Below are 17484 nucleotides of genomic sequence, written 5' to 3' on the forward strand. Positions count from 1 at the left end.
GGTTCGGCGTGACTTAACCTCTACCCTATCAGAGTCTGAAGTCTTCCCCAAGGTACACGCGCTTAACATGCTCATCTTCGAGGATTTGCTGCGGCGTACCGTGGGCAATCAGATGGCCCTGGCTCACTATGTAGGCGCGCTCACACACGGCCAGCGTTTCACGAACGTTGTGGTCCGTGATCAGCACGCCAAGCCCGCTGTCGCGCAGGTGCTCAATAATACGTTTGATATCGATAACGGAGATGGGGTCAACGCCCGCAAACGGTTCATCCAGGAGGATAAATTTCGGGTTTGCTGCCAGCGCGCGCGCAATCTCAACGCGGCGGCGTTCACCACCGGACAGCGCCTGACCGAGGCTGTCACGCAGATGTTCGATATGAAACTCTTCCATCAGCTCGTTCGCACGGTCAGTGCGCTGCTCGCTGGTCAGATCGTCACGGATCTGGAGCACGGCCATCAGGTTGTCGAACACGCTTAAGCGGCGGAAGATGGAGGCTTCCTGCGGCAGATAGCCGATGCCACGACGCGCGCGGGCATGCAGTGGCAGCAGACTGATATCTTCATCATCGATGATGATGTTGCCGGCGTCACGCGGGACGATGCCCACCACCATGTAGAAAGTCGTGGTTTTACCCGCCCCGTTAGGGCCAAGCAAACCCACGATTTCGCCGGAGTTGACGGTCAGACTGACATCTTCGACGACGCGGCGGCCCTTATACGCTTTCGCGAGGTTTTTTGCAGTTAAAGTTGCCATAACGAATTAGTTACTCTTTTTCTGTGCCGGAGCCTGGCCGTTGTTCTTGTCCTGCAATTGCGAAGGCACAAGAACGGTCGTGACGCGTTTGCCTTTTTCACTGGAGGCCTGCATTTTCTGCTCTTTCACCAGATAAGTGATCTTGTCGCCTTTGATATTGCTGTCCAGCTGTTCCAGGTAAGCATTACCGGTCAGGATGACCAGATCCTTCGCCAGTTCATAGTGCATATGCGAGGCATGGCCTTTCACCGGCTTGCCGTTGTCCTGCATCTGGTAGAAGGTGGCCGGGTTGCCATAACCATCGATAATCTCTTTGCCCTGCTCGCCGCCCGGTCGGGTAACGACCACTTTGTCGGCGTTGATTTTGATGGTGCCCTGGGTCATGACCACGTTGCCGGTAAAGGTGACGACGTTACCCTGCATATCCAGAGACTGGGTATCGGATTCAATATGAATCGGCTGTTCGGTGTCGCCAGTCACAGCAAGCGCGGGAAGACTGGCCGCCAGCAGCGCGCTGGCGATAACAACTTTAAGGCTGAGTTTGTTTGTTTTGAATTTCATAGGAGGTTCTAACCTTTTCAATCAGCTCGGCGTTTTTGCTGCGTAAGTTCCCGCGCATTCTTAAACCGCTGGAATTAAATGTTGTGCCATACAGGGTGACTAAATCCTGCGACGTGACATCCTGGGTGACCAGGTTGATCTGGGCGTTATCCGTCGTAATTTTTCGCAGTTGCGCGTCAGCGGTCAGGGCGTTGACTTCAACGTGACCATACAGGTAAAGCATACGGTCATTTGTCAGTTTTGCCCGGTCAGACTTGATAGACCACGTCGGCACTTTGTCCGTATCAAAGGTGGTCATGACCGGTTGGGTAAACCACGAAGTACCGTCATCTGAAAAATATTCTACATGCTGAGCAACGAGGCGATAGTTCAGCGCGCCTTCCGGGCTATAGACCACGGTGTCGCTGTGATCGCTTTTATAGGTCGGGTCGCTCGTGTTAACCACTTCCGCTTGCGTATCTTCGCGGTCAGCGAGGTTTACGCCAATCAGTACCAGGGCGACAAGCGCAAGCAGAATGATAACCCAACGTCTGGTTTTACTCATATCGATTGCCCTTTCGCCTCATCAAGCTTGCCCTGCGCCAGCAGAAGCAGATCGCAGACTTCACGGACGGCGCCGCGGCCACCGTGAATATGGGTAACGTAATCAGCACGCGGGATCAGCAGCGGGTGCGCGTCAGCCACGGCGATGCTCAGACCCACCTCCACCATGACTGGCCAGTCGATCAAATCATCCCCGACGTATGCCACATTCTCTGGTGCAATGGCCAGTTTTCCCAACAGATCCCGGAAGGCTACCATCTTATCAGACTGCCCCTGATAGAGATGGGTAATGCCCAGCGTTTCACACCGATCTTCTACCAGTTTAGCTTTCCGCCCGGTGATGATTGCAACTTCAATACCGGACGTGAGCGCACAGCGGATACCGTAACCGTCGCGAACGTTAAAGGCTTTCAGCTCTTCGCCATTATTGCCCATATAAATCAGACCGTCGGAGAGCACACCATCCACATCGAGGATCAGCAGGCGGATATTTTCCGCCTTTGCCATCATGTGGGCGCTCACCGGGCCATAACAGGTTGCAAGGGATGCACCCGCATTACTCATTGTCTTATCCTTCATTACACTACGCCAGCGCGCAGCAGATCATGCATATGTACCACACCCAGCAGTTGGTCGCCATCGGCAACCATCACTGAGGTAATATGACGGGACTGCATCAGGTTCAGTACATCTACCGCCAGCGTGCCCGGACGGACGCGGATCCCGCCTGGTGTCATTACATCAGCGATGCCCAGCGTTCGGACATCCACACCCATATCGAATACCCGGCGCAGGTCGCCGTCGGTGAAAATGCCCTGAATTTTCATCAGATCGTCGCAGATAACCGTCATGCCCAGGTTTTTACGGGTGATCTCCAGTAACGCGTCGCGCAAAGAGGCCTCTTTGCTGACGTGCGGGATCTCATCCCCGGTGTGCATAATATCGTTGACCCGCAGCAGCAGTTTGCGCCCGAGCGCGCCGCCGGGGTGCGACAGAGCGAAATCTTCAGGCGTAAAACCGCGGGCTTCCAGCAGCGCAACGGCAAGGGCATCGCCCATCACCAGCGCGGCGGTTGTGCTGGAGGTCGGCGCCAGCCCCAGCGGACAGGCTTCTTTCGGCACCTTCACGCACAGGTGAATATCTGCCGCACGCGCCATGCTGCTTTCCGGGCGGCTGGTCATGCAAATCAGCGGTACGTGCAGACGCTTCAGCACCGGGATCAACGCCAGGATTTCATTCGATTCCCCGGAGTTGGACAGCGCAATAACCACATCCTGCGGCGTAACCATGCCGAGGTCACCGTGCGCGGCTTCACCGGGATGAACGAAGAATGACGACGTGCCGGTACTGGCAAAGGTCGCCGCCATTTTGCGCCCGATATGGCCGGATTTGCCCATCCCCATCACCACGACTTTACCGGCGCAGTAGAACATCTTCTCACAGGCCAGACTAAAATCCTGATTAATGTACTGATCTAACTGCGCCAGACCTTCACGTTCAATCTCCAGAACGTCTTTGCCTGCTTTCTGAAAGTCAAAACCCGGCTGCAATTCTATTTGCGACATAATGCGTTTCCGTTTACCCAGAGAGAAGTGGCGAGAGCCAGTACAGCATCGCCAGCCATACGATAAATCCACCCGTCAGCAGCGCGCCCGCGCCTTTGCCGATCTGCTCTTTTCGCCGCCAGCAGAGCAGGGCGAAAATTACGCTGACCAGCAGCATCACACCGTAATCGCGCGTGAAGACCATAGGGTTAAACGGCCCCGGTGAGATTAATGCCGGCAGCCCCGTCACGATCGCGATATTGAAAATATTCGAGCCAATGATATTGCCGATGGCGATATCATCTTCCCCTTTACGTGCCCCGGCGATGGCGGTAGCCAGCTCTGGCAGGCTGGTGCCGATGGCGATGACCGTCAGACCGATTGTCAGTTCGCTCATCGCAAACGCGTTCGCCAGCACCGTCGCGTTATCGACCACCATCCGCGTGGCCATTGGCATTATAATCAGCGCGACGCCCAGCCACAGCAGGGCGACGGGTAAGGTCCCTTCCCGTGGCAGCTCGGCGAGATGCTCACGCGTGAGGCTATCATTACCCTGTTTTTCCGCCAGACGTGCGATCTTCACGCTGTAAAGCAACCAGATCACGGCCAGGGCGAGCAGGAATATACCGTCACCGACGCTCAGCACCCCGTCATAAAGCACATAGCCTGCCAGCAGACTGACGACTAACATTAGCGGCAATTCACGACGCAAAACATCGGAATGTACGCGAAATGGATGCAGTAATGCGGCTAAGCCTAAAATCAGCAAGATATTGACGATGTTAGAGCCAATCGCGGTGCCAATAGCGAGGTCGACCTGGCCATGCAACGAGGCTGAAACAGAAACGATGATTTCAGGAAGCGATGTGCCTACACTGACCACCGTCATCCCAATAATGATGGGCGGCATGCCAATGAGTCGACAGAGAATGGATGCGGCAAAGACCAAACGGTCAGCACTGTAGACCACCAACAGTAAACCAATTATTAACAGTGCTGTTGCTAAAAGCATCAAAAGTCCTTTCTTCAGGTATACTCGCTGGTCCACTGCGCACGAATTTTAGCGCCAGATGAAGTCTGAGACGTGACGAATTCCTAATTTTGACTTTATGCGCCGGAAAAGTAAAACAAATGCCAGCTTTCGCTAACCCCAATAGTGAATATTCTGTAAAAATGCGGGGTTTAGGGCTGATTTACGCTTCATGCCAGCAGTGAAGCAAGGTAAGTAAGGAACCATAAATGAGCCAAACGATGGCGAATATAGTCGATGTCCGGGGCGTCAGTTTTTCTCGCGGCAACCGGGTGATATTTGATGATATTTCGCTGACCGTGCCGCGCGGTAAAATCACCGCCATCATGGGGCCGTCAGGGATCGGTAAAACGACGTTGCTGCGTCTTATCGGCGGGCAAATCCCCCCTGATAGCGGCGAAATTCTCTTCGACGGTGAAAACGTCCCGGAGATGTCTCGCTCGCGCCTCTACACGGTTCGCAAACGGATGAGCATGCTCTTTCAGTCGGGTGCGCTGTTCACCGATATGAACGTATTTGACAACGTGGCCTATCCGCTGCGTGAGCACACCCATCTTCCTCCTGCGCTGTTGCACAGCACGGTGATGATGAAGCTCGAAGCTGTGGGGTTGCGGGGGGCTGAGAAACTTATGCCGTCCGAACTCTCGGGTGGGATGGCGCGCCGCGCCGCGCTGGCGCGTGCTATTGCCCTGGAACCCGATTTAATCATGTTCGATGAACCGTTCGTCGGGCAGGACCCTATCACCATGGGCGTGCTGGTGAAGTTAATCTCGGAGCTGAACAGCGCCCTTGGCGTCACCTGCGTGGTGGTTTCCCACGACGTGCCGGAAGTGCTGAGCATTGCTGATTACGCCTATATTGTGGCTGACAAAAAGATCGTCGCCCACGGCAGCGCTCAGGCGTTGCAGGAGAATGGCGATCCGCGCGTGCGGCAGTTCCTGGACGGTATCGCAGATGGGCCGGTGCCTTTCCGCTATCCGGCGGGCGACTATCATGACGATTTACTGGGAATAGGGAGTTAATCCACTCATGCTGTTAAATGCGTTGGCGGGTCTTGGACACCGTGGCCTAAAAACCATCAGTACGTTCGGGCGTGCCGGATTAATGTTGTTCAACGCGCTGGTTGGCAAACCGGAGTTCCGCAAGCATGCGCCGTTACTGGTGCGGCAGCTTTATAACGTCGGCGTGCTGTCGATGCTTATCATCATCGTGTCGGGTCTGTTTATTGGCATGGTGCTAGGGTTGCAGGGGTATCTGGTGCTGACAACCTACAGCGCGGAAACCAGCCTTGGCATGCTGGTGGCGCTCTCGCTGCTGCGTGAACTCGGGCCGGTTGTAGCAGCGCTGCTGTTCGCCGGGCGTGCCGGATCAGCGCTGACGGCTGAAATTGGCCTGATGCGCGCCACAGAGCAGCTCTCCAGTATGGAGATGATGGCGGTCGATCCGCTGCGCCGGGTGATCTCGCCGCGCTTCTGGGCCGGGGTTATCTCCTTGCCGTTACTGACTATCCTCTTTGTGGCGGTAGGTATCTGGGGAGGCGCGCTGGTTGGCGTCAACTGGAAAGGCATTGATGCCGGGTTCTTCTGGTCTGCCATGCAGGACGCCATCGATCTGCGGATGGATCTGGTGAACTGTCTGATCAAGAGCGTGGTTTTCGCTGTGACGGTTACCTGGATTGCGTTGTTTAATGGTTACGATGCCATTCCGACGTCGGCGGGCATTAGCCGTGCAACGACGCGTACTGTCGTACATTCGTCGCTGGCCGTTTTAGGTCTGGATTTTGTGCTCACCGCACTGATGTTTGGGAATTGAGTTCATGCAAACGAGAAAAAATGAAATTTGGGTTGGCGTGTTTTTGCTTCTGGCACTGCTGGCCGCGCTGTTTATCTGCCTGCGCGCGGCGGACATCACCTCTGTTCGCACCGAGCCGACGTATCGCGTCTACGCGACTTTCGATAATATCGGCGGCCTGAAGGCGCGCTCACCGGTCCGTATTGGTGGCGTCGTTATTGGACGTGTCGCTGACATTACGCTTGATGAGAAAACCTATCTGCCGCGCGTCGCAATGGATATCGAAGAACGCTATAACCACATTCCTGACACCAGCTCGCTCTCTATCCGCACCTCTGGCCTGCTGGGGGAGCAATATCTGGCCCTTAACGTTGGTTTTGAAGATCCTGAGCTGGGAACGTCTATCCTTAAAGACGGTAGCGTAATCCAGGATACCAAGTCAGCGATGGTGCTGGAAGATATGATTGGTCAGTTCCTTTACAACAGTAAAGGGGATGATAAAAAGTCTGACGATGCCCCTGCGCAGAGTGAAGACCACACCAACGTCGAACCGACGCCAGGCGCGACGAATTAATTTCAGGAGAAGTCATTCATGTTTAAACGACTGTTAATGGTTGCCATGCTGGTCATTGCCCCTCTAACCGCGGCGCACGCTGCGGATCAGAGTAACCCGTACAAACTGATGGATGAGGCCGCGAAGAAAACCTTCGACCGTCTTAAAAACGAACAGCCCAAAATCCGTTCCAACCCTGATTATCTGCGTGATGTGGTGGATCAGGAGCTGCTGCCGTATGTGCAGATCAAGTACGCGGGCGCACTGGTGCTGGGCCGTTACTACAAAGACGCGACCCCGGCGCAGCGCGAGGCTTACTTTGCGGCGTTCCGTGAATACCTGAAACAGGCTTACGGCCAGGCGCTGGCGATGTACCACGGGCAGACCTATCAGATTGCCCCTGAACAGCCGCTGGGCGATGCCACCATCATTCCTATCCGCGTGACGATTATCGATCCAAACGGTCGTCCACCGGTACGCCTGGACTTCCAGTGGCGTAAAAACAGCCAGACCGGAAACTGGCAGGCGTACGACATGATCGCTGAAGGCGTCAGCATGATCACCACTAAACAGAACGAGTGGAGCGATCTGCTGCGCACCAAAGGCATCGATGGCCTGACGGCTCAGCTTCAGTCCATCTCTCGTCAGAAAATTACCCTGGACGAGAAGAAGTAATGTCGCAGCAGCTTAGCTGGGCGCGTGACGGCGAGACGTTGACGCTGACGGGAGAGCTGGATCAGGATCTGCTTAACCCGCTGTGGGACGCTCGCCATAACGCGATGCAGGGCGTGACGTTGATTGATCTCCATGGCGTCACGCGGGTAGATACCGCCGGTATCGCCCTGCTGGCGCACCTGGTGGCCACGGGCAAAAAGCAGGGGAGTAGCGTCACCCTGACGGGGGTAAGCGATAATGTCGTAACCCTTGCACAGCTTTACAATTTGCCTGAAGACGTATTACCTCGCTAACTTTTTCAGTACGTTACTTCCGAAAGCCCCGACAGTTTACGCGTCGGGGCTTTTTGCTTGTTTAAGACCGCGCCACTTTGCTCTAAGATGTTGAGCTTGTTTTCACTATCAGATGATGTAGACCCCATGGAAAATAATGAAATCCAGACAGTGCTGATGAATGCACTCTCCCTTCAGGAAGCCCACGTCTCTGGCGATGGCAGTCACTTCCAGGTTATTGCTGTGGGTGAGATGTTCGACGGAATGAGTCGCGTGAAGAAACAGCAGGCTGTGTACGCGCCGCTGATGGAATACATTGCGGATAACCGCATCCACGCCCTGTCGATTAAAGCGTTCACCCCACAGGAGTGGGCACGCGATCGCAAACTAAACGGTTTTTGAGCTGAGGGCGAAGCGCCCGCAGCACGGTTGAATTTATAAGAGAGCAAACGATGGATAAATTTCGTGTACAGGGACCCACGCGTCTCCAGGGCGAAGTCACAATTTCTGGCGCTAAAAACGCCGCGCTGCCCATTCTTTTCGCTGCGCTGCTCGCAGAAGAGCCGGTAGAGATCCAGAACGTACCGAAGCTGAAAGATATCGACACGACCATGAAGTTGCTCGGCCAGTTGGGCACCAAAGTGGAGCGTAACGGTTCCGTCTGGATCGATGCCAGCAACGTGAACAACTTCTCAGCGCCGTATGAGCTGGTGAAAACCATGCGTGCTTCCATCTGGGCGCTTGGCCCGCTGGTTGCGCGTTTCGGTCAGGGACAGGTTTCACTGCCGGGCGGATGCGCTATCGGTGCCCGTCCAGTCGACCTGCATATCTTCGGTCTGGAAAAGCTGGGCGCGGAGATCAAGCTGGAAGAGGGGTACGTTAAAGCGTCCGTCAATGGTCGCCTGAAAGGCGCGCACATTGTCATGGACAAAGTGAGCGTGGGCGCAACGGTAACCATCATGTCGGCTGCTACGCTGGCAGAAGGCACTACCATCATCGAAAACGCCGCCCGAGAGCCGGAAATCGTGGATACCGCGAACTTCCTGGTCGCGCTGGGGGCGAAGATCAGCGGGCAGGGCACAGACCGTATCACCATCGAAGGCGTTGAACGTCTGGGTGGTGGTGTGTACCGCGTACTGCCAGACCGTATCGAAACCGGTACTTTCCTGGTAGCGGCTGCCATTTCTGGCGGTAAGATTGTTTGTCGTAACGCACAACCGGATACCCTGGATGCGGTGCTGGCGAAACTGCGCGATGCGGGTGCGGACATTGAAATTGGTGAAGACTGGATCAGCCTCGATATGCACGGGCAGCGTCCTAAAGCCGTTAACGTGCGCACTGCGCCACATCCGGCATTCCCGACGGATATGCAGGCACAGTTCACCCTGTTGAACCTGGTGGCTGAAGGCACAGGCTTCATCACGGAAACTATCTTCGAAAACCGTTTCATGCACGTACCTGAACTGATCCGTATGGGTGCGCATGCTGAGATTGAAAGCAACACGGTCATTTGCCACGGCGTTGAAAAACTGTCCGGTGCGCAGGTGATGGCGACCGATCTGCGCGCGTCTGCGAGCCTCGTACTGGCAGGTTGTATTGCAGAAGGGACTACCGTTGTCGATCGTATCTACCACATCGATCGTGGTTACGAGCGTATTGAAGACAAACTGCGCGCGCTGGGTGCGAATATCGAGCGTGTGAAGGGCGAGTAATCGTTCCGGCACCCCCCTGCCAGAACAGGCCGGGGGATTGCTGTTCCTGTAAATCCGGGTGCATCAGTCCTGATGTGCTTTCTTCGCTTTGCTCTGGCGCATCATGCGCGTTCTGTCGATAAATTCATGGGTAATGGGATCGTGATAGCGTGACGGCCATATCACCCACGGATGCGTATCCAGCGCCGTCGCAATAATCAGTTCCCCCTTCGGCCATGGGCGGGTCAGGGCGTTTGCCAGCGTCGACGAGCTCAGCCCATGACGACGTGATTCGGCAGCCAGCGATGTCCCTTTTTTACGCAGTGCCGCAATAATGTCAGCAGAATGCCAGTCGATGAATTTTGTATCCATAATGCTGTCCTTGTGTTCGTTATCGTCCACGTCGTTTCGTGTGAAAAGACAGCATTACTATACTCACTTCGAACATCTGTTCTAAAAAGTTCATGTTACGAGAAGCAATATTCAGAATAAGGCACGGCTTTATACATACGGCCTGTAACCTGATGAGCTTACGCGTAAATGTAATTTATTGGTGCGTACTGGAACCTCCCTACGAGATCGCAGGGAGATGAGGAGAGGATTAACGGTCGCGCTGGACGGCGATGTGCGCGAGGCCGATTAGCGCATCACGCCATGGGCTGTCGGGAATGACCTGAATTGCGGCGATGGCTTTGTCTGCTTCTTCTTCAGCACGCTGACGCGTCCATTCAAGGGAACCACAGATGGCCATTGTTTCCAGTACCGGTTCCAGAAGATGGCGACCATTTCCCTGCTCGATAGCCTCCCGGATCATTTTCGCCTGCTCTGGTGTGCCATTGCGCATCGCGTGGAGCAGCGGCAGCGTTGGCTTCCCTTCGTTCAGGTCATCGCCAACGTTTTTACCGAGCGTTTCGCCATCCGCGCTGTAGTCCAGCAAATCATCAATCAGCTGGAACGCGGTGCCGAGGTAACGGCCGTAGTCCTGAAGCCCTTTTTCCTGAGCTTCGCTACAGCCTGCCAGAATGCCGGAGCACTGCGCGGCGGCTTCAAACAGACGTGCGGTCTTGCTGTAAATCACCCGCATATAGTTTTCTTCGGTGATATCCGGGTCGTTGACGTTCATCAACTGTAGGACTTCGCCTTCAGCGATAACGTTTACGGCTTCTGACATCACTTCCAGCACCTTCAGCGAGCCAAGGCTGGTCATCATCTGGAAGGCTCGGGTATAGATAAAATCCCCTACCAGAACGCTTGCCGCATTACCAAACGCGGCATTGGCGGTGGCTTTGCCACGACGCATGTCTGATTCATCCACAACATCGTCATGAAGCAGGGTGGCGGTGTGGATAAATTCGATCAGCGCCGCGATCGTGACGTGGGCATTTCCTTGATAGCCAACCGCGCGTGCGGCCAGAATAGCAATCATCGGACGAATACGTTTACCGCCGCCGCTGACGATGTAATAGCCCAACTGATTGATAAGCTGAACGTCAGAGTTGAGTTGCTCCAGGATTGCTGCATTCACACCCGCCATATCTTGCGCGGTTAACTCATTGATTTTTTCTAAATTCATCGCAAAAGCCGGGCTTTTTATCCTGTTTATCCCACACGAGATGGGTACACAAAGGGTTTCGGTTTATAAATAGTATTGCTGATTGTACTGAAAAAATGGCTCAGATAAACGTTACCGTACGTGTTGTGTTTTTTTTCTTCATGTATTGATGGTAGCACTTGTCAAAGGCTCGCGTTTTGCGTAATATTCGCGCCCTATTGTGAATATTTATAGCGCACTCTGAATCATACGAGGATGTGCGCGGAAGCGGAGTTTATATGTACGCGGTTTTCCAAAGTGGTGGTAAACAACACCGAGTAAGCGAAGGTCAGACCGTTCGCCTGGAAAAGCTGGACATCGCAACTGGCGAATCTGTTGAGTTCGCTGAAGTTCTGATGATCGCAAACGGTGAAGAAGTCAAAATCGGCGTTCCTTTCGTTGATGGCGGCGTTATCAAAGCTGAAGTTGTTGCTCACGGTCGTGGCGAGAAAGTTAAAATCGTTAAGTTTCGTCGTCGTAAACACTATCGTAAGCAGCAGGGCCACCGTCAGTGGTTCACTGATGTGAAAATTACTGGCATCAGCGCCTAAGACCTGAGGAGAGATTTAAATGGCACATAAAAAGGCTGGCGGCTCCACACGTAACGGTCGCGATTCAGAAGCTAAACGCCTGGGCGTTAAGCGTTTCGGTGGCGAATCCGTTCTGGCGGGTAGCATCATCGTTCGTCAGCGTGGCACCAAGTTCCACGCGGGTACCAACGTAGGTTGCGGTCGTGACCACACTCTGTTTGCTAAAGCAGACGGTAAAGTGAAATTTGAAGTTAAAGGCCCGAACAACCGTAAATACATCAGCATCGTTGCTGAGTAAGGTTTTCTCGGTCCGGTAACGGATTAAAGCCCCGCAACGTGTTGCGGGGCTTTTTACATTGGAAACCCGGAAAATTTTCTGTAGGGAAAACGGGCATGAAGCAGCAGGCCGGCATTGGTATTCTTTTGGCGCTCACTACCGCGATGTGCTGGGGTGCACTGCCAATTGCAATGAAGCAGGTACTGGAAGTGATGGAACCGCCCACGGTGGTGTTTTATCGCTTCCTGATGGCAAGTATAGGCCTGGGCGCCATTCTGGCCGTCAAAGGTAAGCTGCCACCGCTGCGCATCTTCCGAAAACCGCGCTGGCTGGTGTTATTGGCTATCGCGACGGGCGGTCTGTTCGGTAACTTCATTCTGTTCAGCTCTTCCCTGCAATATCTTAGCCCTACAGCGTCTCAGGTGATTGGTCAGCTATCACCGGTCGGCATGATGGTCGCCAGCGTATTCATCCTCAAGGAGAAGATGCGCGGTACGCAGATCATCGGGGCAAGCATGTTGCTTTGCGGTCTGGTGATGTTCTTTAACACCAGTCTGATCGAGATTTTTACCCGCCTGACGGATTACACCTGGGGTGTCATTTTTGGGGTGGGTGCAGCAACGGTCTGGGTGAGTTATGGCGTCGCGCAAAAGGTGTTATTGCGTCGTCTTGCCTCACAGCAGATCCTCTTTTTGCTGTACACTTTGTGTACACTGGCATTATTGCCGTTAGCTAAGCCGGGGGTGATTACCCAGCTCAGCGACTGGCAACTGGCGTGCCTCATTTTTTGTGGGCTGAACACGCTGGTCGGTTATGGCGCGCTGGCTGAAGCTATGGCGCGCTGGCAGGCAGCACAGGTTAGCGCCTTAATCACGCTTACCCCGCTGTTTACGCTGTTATTTTCAGATTTGTTATCAATGGCCTGGCCCGATGTCTTCGTCAAGCCGATGCTCAACCTGTTGGGTTATCTCGGTGCGTTTGTCGTGGTTGCGGGCGCGATGTATTCCGCCATTGGTCATCGTCTCTGGGGGCGTTGGCGCAAAAATGAAGCGGTTGTAATAGTCCCCCGCTCAGGCGAATGAGTTACGGAGAGTAAAATGAAGTTTGTTGATGAAGCGACGATTCTGGTCGTGGCAGGTGATGGCGGTAACGGTTGTGTAAGCTTCCGCCGTGAAAAATATATTCCTCGTGGCGGTCCTGACGGCGGTGACGGTGGGGACGGTGGCGACGTGTGGCTGGAGGCGGATGAAAACCTCAACACGCTGATCGACTACCGTTTCGAAAAATCTTTCCGCGCCGAACGTGGGCAGAATGGCCAGAGCCGCGACTGTACCGGTAAACGCGGTAAAGACGTGACGATCAAAGTGCCGGTAGGTACGCGTGTCATCGATCAGGGCACGGGCGAAACCATGGGTGATATGACCAAACACGGTCAGCGCCTGATGGTGGCGAAAGGCGGCTGGCACGGTCTGGGTAACAGCCGTTTCAAATCTTCCGTTAACCGTACCCCGCGTCAGAAAACCATGGGTACCCCGGGTGATAAGCGCGACCTGCAACTGGAACTGATGCTGCTGGCGGATGTGGGGATGCTGGGTATGCCAAACGCCGGTAAATCGACGTTTATCCGTGCGGTCTCTGCGGCGAAACCAAAAGTGGCAGATTATCCGTTTACGACGCTGGTACCGAGCCTGGGCGTTGTCCGTATGGATAACGAGAAGAGCTTCGTGGTCGCTGACATCCCGGGTCTGATTGAAGGGGCAGCAGAAGGCGCCGGTCTGGGGATTCGCTTCCTGAAGCACCTTGAGCGTTGTCGCGTACTGTTGCACCTCATCGACATCGATCCAATCGACGGTTCCGATCCGGTTGAAAACGCCCGTATCATTATCGGTGAGCTGGAGAAATACAGTGAAAAACTGGCGCAAAAACCGCGCTGGCTGGTATTTAACAAGATCGACCTGATGGATAAAGCGGAAGCTGAAGCGAAAGCTAAAGCGATTGCCGAAGCGATGGGTTGGGAAGATAAGTACTACCTGATCTCTGCCGCCAGCCAGGTTGGCGTGAAAGATCTCTGCTGGGATGTGATGACCTTTATCATCGAGAATCCGGTTGTTCAGGCAGAAGAGGCGAAACAGCCTGAAAAAGTCGAATTCATGTGGGATGACTACCACCGCCAGCAGCTCGAAGAGCTGGAAGCGGAAGAAGATGATGAAGACTGGGACGATGACTGGGATGAAGACGACGAAGAAGGCGTCGAGTTCATCTACAAGCACTAACTTCAGTATAAAGCCCCTTAACGGGGCTTTTTTTTATCCTATTTTCGCCGGTAACCAACAGCTGGCGATGAGGCCGCCCGCAGCGCCGTTCTCCAGCGTTAAATGGCCATGATGGAGCTGTACGATACGCTGTACGATGCTCAGCCCAAGGCCGCTGCCGCCGTAGCGCTGGTCGAGACGTCGGAAAGGTTCGGTGATCGACTGGCGGTGTGCCTCATCAATACCCGGCCCCTGATCGGTAACGCTCACCCGGGTACCGCTCTCCGTCGCTGTTAATGCCACTTCAATGGTTGTGCCTGCCGGGCTGTAGCGGGCGGCATTCTCCAGAAGGTTCCTTAGCATCAGACGTAACAGGACGGCGTCGCCCTGTACCGTCAGCGGGCTGTGAGCAGGCCATATCACCGTATGCTCTCTGGCTTCATGCTCCAGGCTGAGCGGTGCAATGATCGTCTCAGTCCAGTTCACGGTATCGTAATGGCCGCTGGCCATCGCCTGTCCGGCACGCGCCAGCATCAGCAGCTGTTCCACCGTGTGCATCAACTGATCGATCCGGTTTATCAGTGGCGTGGCCTGCGGGGAGCCGGACTGAGCCATCAGTTCCAGATGGAGCCTGATCCCCGCAAGCGGCGTACGTAACTCGTGTGCCGCATCGGCGGTAAACAGGCGTTCCTGTTGAATAGTGTGGTCCAGCCGGGCGAGGAGTTGGTTGAGGGACGTGGTTACTGCGCCTATCTCTTCCATATCAGAATACATCGGCAGGGGAGTCAGATTATCCGCCGAACGGTTCGCAAGGCTGGCGCGAAGTTTGTTGAGTGGTCGTGTGATCCAGGTGACGGCCCAGAATGAGAAGAGCAGGGTAAAACCGACCATCACCAGAGAAGGGACCAGCAGGGAGGCAATGGCTTCGCGGATCTCTTTTTCGACATGGTTGTTGCGCGCTTTCGCAGACAACGTTTCATTCACCAGAAAACCGATTTGCTCGCGGCTCTCATGCCACAGCCAGACTACGCTAACCAGTTGAAAAAATAGCAGTATAACCGCCAGCAACACCATTAATCGCCGGCGCATACTGTTCATTTCTGGCTCTCCAGACGGTAACCCACGCCACGTACGGTTTTGATGCGATCTTTACCGAGCTTGCGGCGCAGATTATGAATGTGAACTTCAAGCGTGTTTGATCCTGGATCGTCCTGCCAGGAGTAGATGTCCTGTTGCAGCGTTTCACGGTGCACGGTCTGCCCGCTGCGCATGATCAGACGCGTCAGCAGAGCGAACTCTTTTGGGGTCACTTCCACAGGCTGAGACTGGCGCAGCACCTGCTGAGTTTGCAGATTGAGGGTGATATCCCCGTCCGTCAGCAGGTTGTCGCTGTGGCCCTGATAGCGGCGGATTAACGCCCGTACGCGAGCCTGTAGCTCGGCAAGGGCGAAGGGTTTTACCAGATAATCGTCAGCGCCAGAATCCAGCCCGTTAATTCTGTCTTCAATGGCATCGCGGGCGGTGAGAATCAATACGGGATTCTCCACTCCGCGACGACGCCACTGGCAGAGCAGCGTCGCGCCGTCTTTATCCGGCAGTCCCAAATCCAGGATCACAAGGCTGTATTCTCCGCTCTGGATCAAGGCATCTGCTTCAGCCGCCGTGGCGGCACAATCCAGGGCGTAGCCCTCATTCCCCAGCGCCAGCGCTAACCCTTCCTGTAATAACAGATCGTCTTCAACTATCAGTAGTTTCATCGCTAGTTATTCTGGTAGATGTCCTTATAGAGCCTGCTTTCGAAACGCACCAGTGGAATACGACGATTGCGCTGGTCAGCCGGTTCGACGGCATAGCCGGAAAGATACTGCACAAAGGCCATGCGTTGCCCGCTGGCTGTCGTGATAAAACCGGCAAGGTTGTAAACGCCTTGCAGGGAACCCGTTTTGGCTGACACTTTGCCATCCACGCCTGCAGCGTGAAGGCCCGCACGGTACTGAAGTGACCCATCGTGTCCGGCGAGCGGCAGCATTGTAATAAAGTTTAGCTCAGCGTCATGCTGAGCGATGTACTGCAACACCTGCATCATGGTGGCCGGTGAGATCAGGTTATGGCGCGATAAACCGGAACCGTCGACAGCGATCGTATTGCCCAGATCGATACCCGCCTGCTGGCGCAGGATCTGACGTACGGCATCAGAACCGGCCCGCCAGGTTCCTGGCACACCAAAGCGCGCATGCCCAATCATACGGAACACCGTGTCGGCAATCATGTTATCCGACTTTTTCAGCATAATCTTAAGCAAATCATGCAGTGGCGCGGACTGTTTGCTGGCAATCACCGTGCCTGGTTCATTCACCTGCGTCTGGCGCAGCAGCGTTCCGGTGTAGGTTATGCCCGCCTGCTTCAGTTCATCTTTAAAAATGGCACCGGCATAGCCTGCGCCATCCTGAATGGCAAAGGCCAGCGGGAGGGGATCGGCCCGCTGGGTCAGGCAGCCGGTGAGCGTATAGCGATTGAGATCGCCCGGTACCACGTCGAGCTCACAATACTGCGCCTCCGGGGAGCCTTTCGCCAGCGTCCGCACCTGGCTGAACATCGTGACCGGGTAGTAAGACGCCACGCGGATAAACGCTAAGTCATTGGGTTTTGGCGCGCTGTAAAGCGATACGGAGAAGCAGTTACGGTCAACGATGGCGGCGGCTGGCGGGGCGCTAAAGCACTGCGTCATGTCGTTCCATGGCCAGCCAGGCGCTTTATCGTGGCTGGCGAAAATGGAGGTGTCGATCAGCACGTTGCCATCAATTTTTGTTACGCCGGATTTTTTCAGTACCGCCACCATGTTGCGGACATCCTGGCGCTTAAAGGTGGGATCGCCACCAAAACGGGCGATAAGATCGCCTTTCAGTTCGCCACCCTCAACGTTACCTCTGGTTTCAAGGGTGGTAGTAAAACGGAAGTCAGGCCCGAGCTGGAGCAGGGCGGCGAGGGCAGTGATCACCTTCTGGGTACTGGCAGGCAGCGCCATCTGTTGACTGTGATAGTCAATCTCGGGAGCCTGCGCGCCAACCTTCTGCACCATCAGGGCAAGGTTCGCGCCGGCGGGCAGTTGATTAATGTACTCATCAACATTCGCGGCCTGAACGGTGAACGTTATACTGGTAGTCAATCCGATGATAAAACTGGAAAATCGCATAATCTCGCGCTAACAACCCGAAAACAAACCGTCATACTACGGTGCATGGCACTGTAAAGTAAACGATGACCCATAGTGAACTTCGCGGTAAAATGCGTATCAAATTGAAAAATTGCTGCTGACCTGGGGCGTTGCTCCCGGGTCGGTTTTCTTTTTGCTTCTGGCCTGTTCAGGTGGGCTGGAGCAGGGAACACTGCTCCCAACAGGAATGTTTAAGAGGTATAACA

At 54.7% G+C, this 17484-nt stretch carries 22 protein-coding genes; 11 read left to right on the plus strand and 11 right to left on the minus strand.

Features of this window, described 5'->3' with window-relative positions:
* Positions 1 to 28 precede the first annotated feature (28 nt).
* Genes lptB through INF86_RS13240 form a run of 6 tightly spaced genes read right to left on the minus strand, consistent with a single transcriptional unit; the run spans position 29 to position 4414 of the window.
* On the minus strand, positions 29 to 754 hold the full coding sequence (gene lptB / locus INF86_RS13215) for an LPS export ABC transporter ATP-binding protein (RefSeq protein WP_003861862.1): 726 nt from the start codon (positions 752 to 754) through the stop codon (positions 29 to 31).
* A gap of 6 nt (positions 755 to 760) precedes the next feature.
* Positions 761 to 1315 carry a lipopolysaccharide ABC transporter substrate-binding protein LptA gene (gene lptA / locus INF86_RS13220; RefSeq protein WP_006812136.1) on the minus strand — a complete coding sequence of 185 codons (555 nt, stop codon included), beginning with the start codon at positions 1313 to 1315 and terminating at the stop codon, positions 761 to 763.
* Positions 1284 to 1859 (minus strand): LPS export ABC transporter periplasmic protein LptC, encoded by a 576-nt coding sequence (gene lptC, locus INF86_RS13225; RefSeq protein WP_022649529.1) that lies wholly within the window; start codon positions 1857 to 1859, stop codon positions 1284 to 1286. The genes lptA and lptC overlap by 32 nt, the downstream gene beginning before the upstream one ends.
* Entirely contained in the window at positions 1856 to 2422 is a 567-nt protein-coding gene (gene kdsC, locus INF86_RS13230) for a 3-deoxy-manno-octulosonate-8-phosphatase KdsC (protein ID WP_193131700.1), read from the minus strand. The genes lptC and kdsC overlap by 4 nt, the downstream gene beginning before the upstream one ends.
* Before the next feature lie 14 nt (positions 2423 to 2436).
* On the minus strand, positions 2437 to 3423 hold the full coding sequence (gene kdsD, locus INF86_RS13235; RefSeq protein ID WP_003861853.1) for an arabinose-5-phosphate isomerase KdsD: 987 nt from the start codon (positions 3421 to 3423) through the stop codon (positions 2437 to 2439).
* Positions 3424 to 3436: 13 nt separating this feature from the next.
* Positions 3437 to 4414: a calcium/sodium antiporter gene (locus INF86_RS13240; protein ID WP_003861852.1), complete on the minus strand. Its 978-nt coding sequence runs from the start codon at positions 4412 to 4414 to the stop codon at positions 3437 to 3439.
* 227 nt (positions 4415 to 4641) lie between these two features.
* Here INF86_RS13240 and mlaF point away from each other — a divergent pair, with 227 nt between their 5' ends.
* The 7 genes from mlaF (at position 4642) to murA (ending at position 9435) form a co-directional block, all read left to right on the plus strand.
* Positions 4642 to 5454: a phospholipid ABC transporter ATP-binding protein MlaF gene (gene mlaF / locus INF86_RS13245; RefSeq protein WP_193543604.1), complete on the plus strand. Its 813-nt coding sequence runs from the start codon at positions 4642 to 4644 to the stop codon at positions 5452 to 5454.
* 7 nt (positions 5455 to 5461) lie between these two features.
* The gene (mlaE, locus tag INF86_RS13250) at positions 5462 to 6244 is read left to right on the plus strand and encodes a lipid asymmetry maintenance ABC transporter permease subunit MlaE (RefSeq protein WP_003861848.1); all 783 of its coding nucleotides are present in this window, start codon (positions 5462 to 5464) and stop codon (positions 6242 to 6244) included.
* A gap of 4 nt (positions 6245 to 6248) precedes the next feature.
* A complete protein-coding gene (gene mlaD / locus INF86_RS13255) occupies positions 6249 to 6797 on the plus strand; it encodes an outer membrane lipid asymmetry maintenance protein MlaD (RefSeq protein WP_022649526.1) in 549 nt (182 codons plus the stop codon).
* Between the two features lie 18 nt (positions 6798 to 6815).
* Positions 6816 to 7451: a phospholipid-binding protein MlaC gene (gene mlaC / locus INF86_RS13260; RefSeq protein WP_006812130.1), complete on the plus strand. Its 636-nt coding sequence runs from the start codon at positions 6816 to 6818 to the stop codon at positions 7449 to 7451.
* Entirely contained in the window at positions 7451 to 7744 is a 294-nt protein-coding gene (gene mlaB, locus INF86_RS13265) for a lipid asymmetry maintenance protein MlaB (RefSeq protein ID WP_022649525.1), read from the plus strand. Before mlaC ends, mlaB begins: the two co-directional genes overlap by 1 nt.
* Before the next feature lie 126 nt (positions 7745 to 7870).
* The gene (gene ibaG, locus INF86_RS13270; protein WP_003861840.1) at positions 7871 to 8125 is read left to right on the plus strand and encodes a BolA family iron metabolism protein IbaG; all 255 of its coding nucleotides are present in this window, start codon (positions 7871 to 7873) and stop codon (positions 8123 to 8125) included.
* Positions 8126 to 8175: 50 nt separating this feature from the next.
* Positions 8176 to 9435: a UDP-N-acetylglucosamine 1-carboxyvinyltransferase gene (murA, locus tag INF86_RS13275; protein WP_006812128.1), complete on the plus strand. Its 1260-nt coding sequence runs from the start codon at positions 8176 to 8178 to the stop codon at positions 9433 to 9435.
* Positions 9436 to 9498: 63 nt separating this feature from the next.
* Here the strand turns inward: murA and sfsB are convergent, their stop codons facing one another.
* The gene (gene sfsB / locus INF86_RS13280; protein WP_022649524.1) at positions 9499 to 9786 is read right to left on the minus strand and encodes a DNA-binding transcriptional regulator SfsB; all 288 of its coding nucleotides are present in this window, start codon (positions 9784 to 9786) and stop codon (positions 9499 to 9501) included.
* 229 nt (positions 9787 to 10015) lie between these two features.
* The gene (gene ispB, locus INF86_RS13285) at positions 10016 to 10987 is read right to left on the minus strand and encodes an octaprenyl diphosphate synthase (protein ID WP_006812126.1); all 972 of its coding nucleotides are present in this window, start codon (positions 10985 to 10987) and stop codon (positions 10016 to 10018) included.
* A gap of 257 nt (positions 10988 to 11244) precedes the next feature.
* On the opposite strand from ispB, the gene rplU reads away from it, so the two are divergent.
* The 4 genes from rplU to cgtA all read left to right on the plus strand — a co-directional run bounded on the left by rplU (position 11245) and on the right by cgtA (position 14085).
* Positions 11245 to 11556 (plus strand): 50S ribosomal protein L21, encoded by a 312-nt coding sequence (gene rplU, locus INF86_RS13290; RefSeq protein ID WP_003025032.1) that lies wholly within the window; start codon positions 11245 to 11247, stop codon positions 11554 to 11556.
* Positions 11557 to 11575: 19 nt separating this feature from the next.
* Positions 11576 to 11833: a 50S ribosomal protein L27 gene (rpmA, locus tag INF86_RS13295; RefSeq protein ID WP_003861831.1), complete on the plus strand. Its 258-nt coding sequence runs from the start codon at positions 11576 to 11578 to the stop codon at positions 11831 to 11833.
* 95 nt (positions 11834 to 11928) lie between these two features.
* Positions 11929 to 12894, plus strand: a complete 966-nt coding sequence (locus tag INF86_RS13300) for a DMT family transporter (protein ID WP_003861826.1) — start codon at positions 11929 to 11931, stop codon at positions 12892 to 12894.
* Between the two features lie 15 nt (positions 12895 to 12909).
* Positions 12910 to 14085, plus strand: a complete 1176-nt coding sequence (gene cgtA / locus INF86_RS13305) for an Obg family GTPase CgtA (RefSeq protein ID WP_003861823.1) — start codon at positions 12910 to 12912, stop codon at positions 14083 to 14085.
* A 33-nt stretch (positions 14086 to 14118) separates the two neighbouring features.
* Here the strand turns inward: cgtA and pmrB are convergent, their stop codons facing one another.
* The 3 genes from pmrB to dacB are packed head-to-tail and all read right to left on the minus strand — an operon-like array spanning position 14119 to position 17257.
* Positions 14119 to 15162, minus strand: a complete 1044-nt coding sequence (gene pmrB, locus INF86_RS13310) for a two-component system sensor histidine kinase PmrB (RefSeq protein WP_058677035.1) — start codon at positions 15160 to 15162, stop codon at positions 14119 to 14121.
* Complete coding sequence (gene pmrA / locus INF86_RS13315; RefSeq protein ID WP_003861819.1) at positions 15159 to 15821, minus strand: two-component system response regulator PmrA; 663 nt, start codon at positions 15819 to 15821, stop codon at positions 15159 to 15161. The genes pmrB and pmrA overlap by 4 nt, the downstream gene beginning before the upstream one ends.
* Before the next feature lie 2 nt (positions 15822 to 15823).
* A complete protein-coding gene (gene dacB, locus INF86_RS13320) occupies positions 15824 to 17257 on the minus strand; it encodes a serine-type D-Ala-D-Ala carboxypeptidase (RefSeq protein ID WP_003861817.1) in 1434 nt (477 codons plus the stop codon).
* Positions 17258 to 17484 lie beyond the last annotated feature (227 nt).

Origin of the sequence: Enterobacter cloacae complex sp. I1M (assembly GCF_014982425.1) — a bacterium.
Taxonomy (GTDB): Bacteria; Pseudomonadota; Gammaproteobacteria; order Enterobacterales; family Enterobacteriaceae; genus Enterobacter; species Enterobacter intestinihominis.

Bases quoted from the DNA above. Each gene is read 5' to 3' on its own strand.
- lptB (WP_003861862.1), bottom strand. From the start codon at position 754: ATGGCAACTTTAACTGCAAAAAACCTCGCGAAAGCGTATAAGGGCCGC.
- lptA (WP_006812136.1), bottom strand. From the start codon at position 1,315: ATGAAATTCAAAACAAACAAACTCAGCCTTAAAGTTGTTATCGCCAGC.
- lptC (WP_022649529.1), bottom strand. From the start codon at position 1,859: ATGAGTAAAACCAGACGTTGGGTTATCATTCTGCTTGCGCTTGTCGCC.
- kdsC (WP_193131700.1), bottom strand. From the start codon at position 2,422: ATGAGTAATGCGGGTGCATCCCTTGCAACCTGTTATGGCCCGGTGAGC.
- kdsD (WP_003861853.1), bottom strand. From the start codon at position 3,423: ATGTCGCAAATAGAATTGCAGCCGGGTTTTGACTTTCAGAAAGCAGGC.
- INF86_RS13240 (WP_003861852.1), bottom strand. From the start codon at position 4,414: ATGCTTTTAGCAACAGCACTGTTAATAATTGGTTTACTGTTGGTGGTC.
- mlaF (WP_193543604.1), top strand. From the start codon at position 4,642: ATGAGCCAAACGATGGCGAATATAGTCGATGTCCGGGGCGTCAGTTTT.
- mlaE (WP_003861848.1), top strand. From the start codon at position 5,462: ATGCTGTTAAATGCGTTGGCGGGTCTTGGACACCGTGGCCTAAAAACC.
- mlaD (WP_022649526.1), top strand. From the start codon at position 6,249: ATGCAAACGAGAAAAAATGAAATTTGGGTTGGCGTGTTTTTGCTTCTG.
- mlaC (WP_006812130.1), top strand. From the start codon at position 6,816: ATGTTTAAACGACTGTTAATGGTTGCCATGCTGGTCATTGCCCCTCTA.
- mlaB (WP_022649525.1), top strand. From the start codon at position 7,451: ATGTCGCAGCAGCTTAGCTGGGCGCGTGACGGCGAGACGTTGACGCTG.
- ibaG (WP_003861840.1), top strand. From the start codon at position 7,871: ATGGAAAATAATGAAATCCAGACAGTGCTGATGAATGCACTCTCCCTT.
- murA (WP_006812128.1), top strand. From the start codon at position 8,176: ATGGATAAATTTCGTGTACAGGGACCCACGCGTCTCCAGGGCGAAGTC.
- sfsB (WP_022649524.1), bottom strand. From the start codon at position 9,786: ATGGATACAAAATTCATCGACTGGCATTCTGCTGACATTATTGCGGCA.
- ispB (WP_006812126.1), bottom strand. From the start codon at position 10,987: ATGAATTTAGAAAAAATCAATGAGTTAACCGCGCAAGATATGGCGGGT.
- rplU (WP_003025032.1), top strand. From the start codon at position 11,245: ATGTACGCGGTTTTCCAAAGTGGTGGTAAACAACACCGAGTAAGCGAA.
- rpmA (WP_003861831.1), top strand. From the start codon at position 11,576: ATGGCACATAAAAAGGCTGGCGGCTCCACACGTAACGGTCGCGATTCA.
- INF86_RS13300 (WP_003861826.1), top strand. From the start codon at position 11,929: ATGAAGCAGCAGGCCGGCATTGGTATTCTTTTGGCGCTCACTACCGCG.
- cgtA (WP_003861823.1), top strand. From the start codon at position 12,910: ATGAAGTTTGTTGATGAAGCGACGATTCTGGTCGTGGCAGGTGATGGC.
- pmrB (WP_058677035.1), bottom strand. From the start codon at position 15,162: ATGAACAGTATGCGCCGGCGATTAATGGTGTTGCTGGCGGTTATACTG.
- pmrA (WP_003861819.1), bottom strand. From the start codon at position 15,821: ATGAAACTACTGATAGTTGAAGACGATCTGTTATTACAGGAAGGGTTA.
- dacB (WP_003861817.1), bottom strand. From the start codon at position 17,257: ATGCGATTTTCCAGTTTTATCATCGGATTGACTACCAGTATAACGTTC.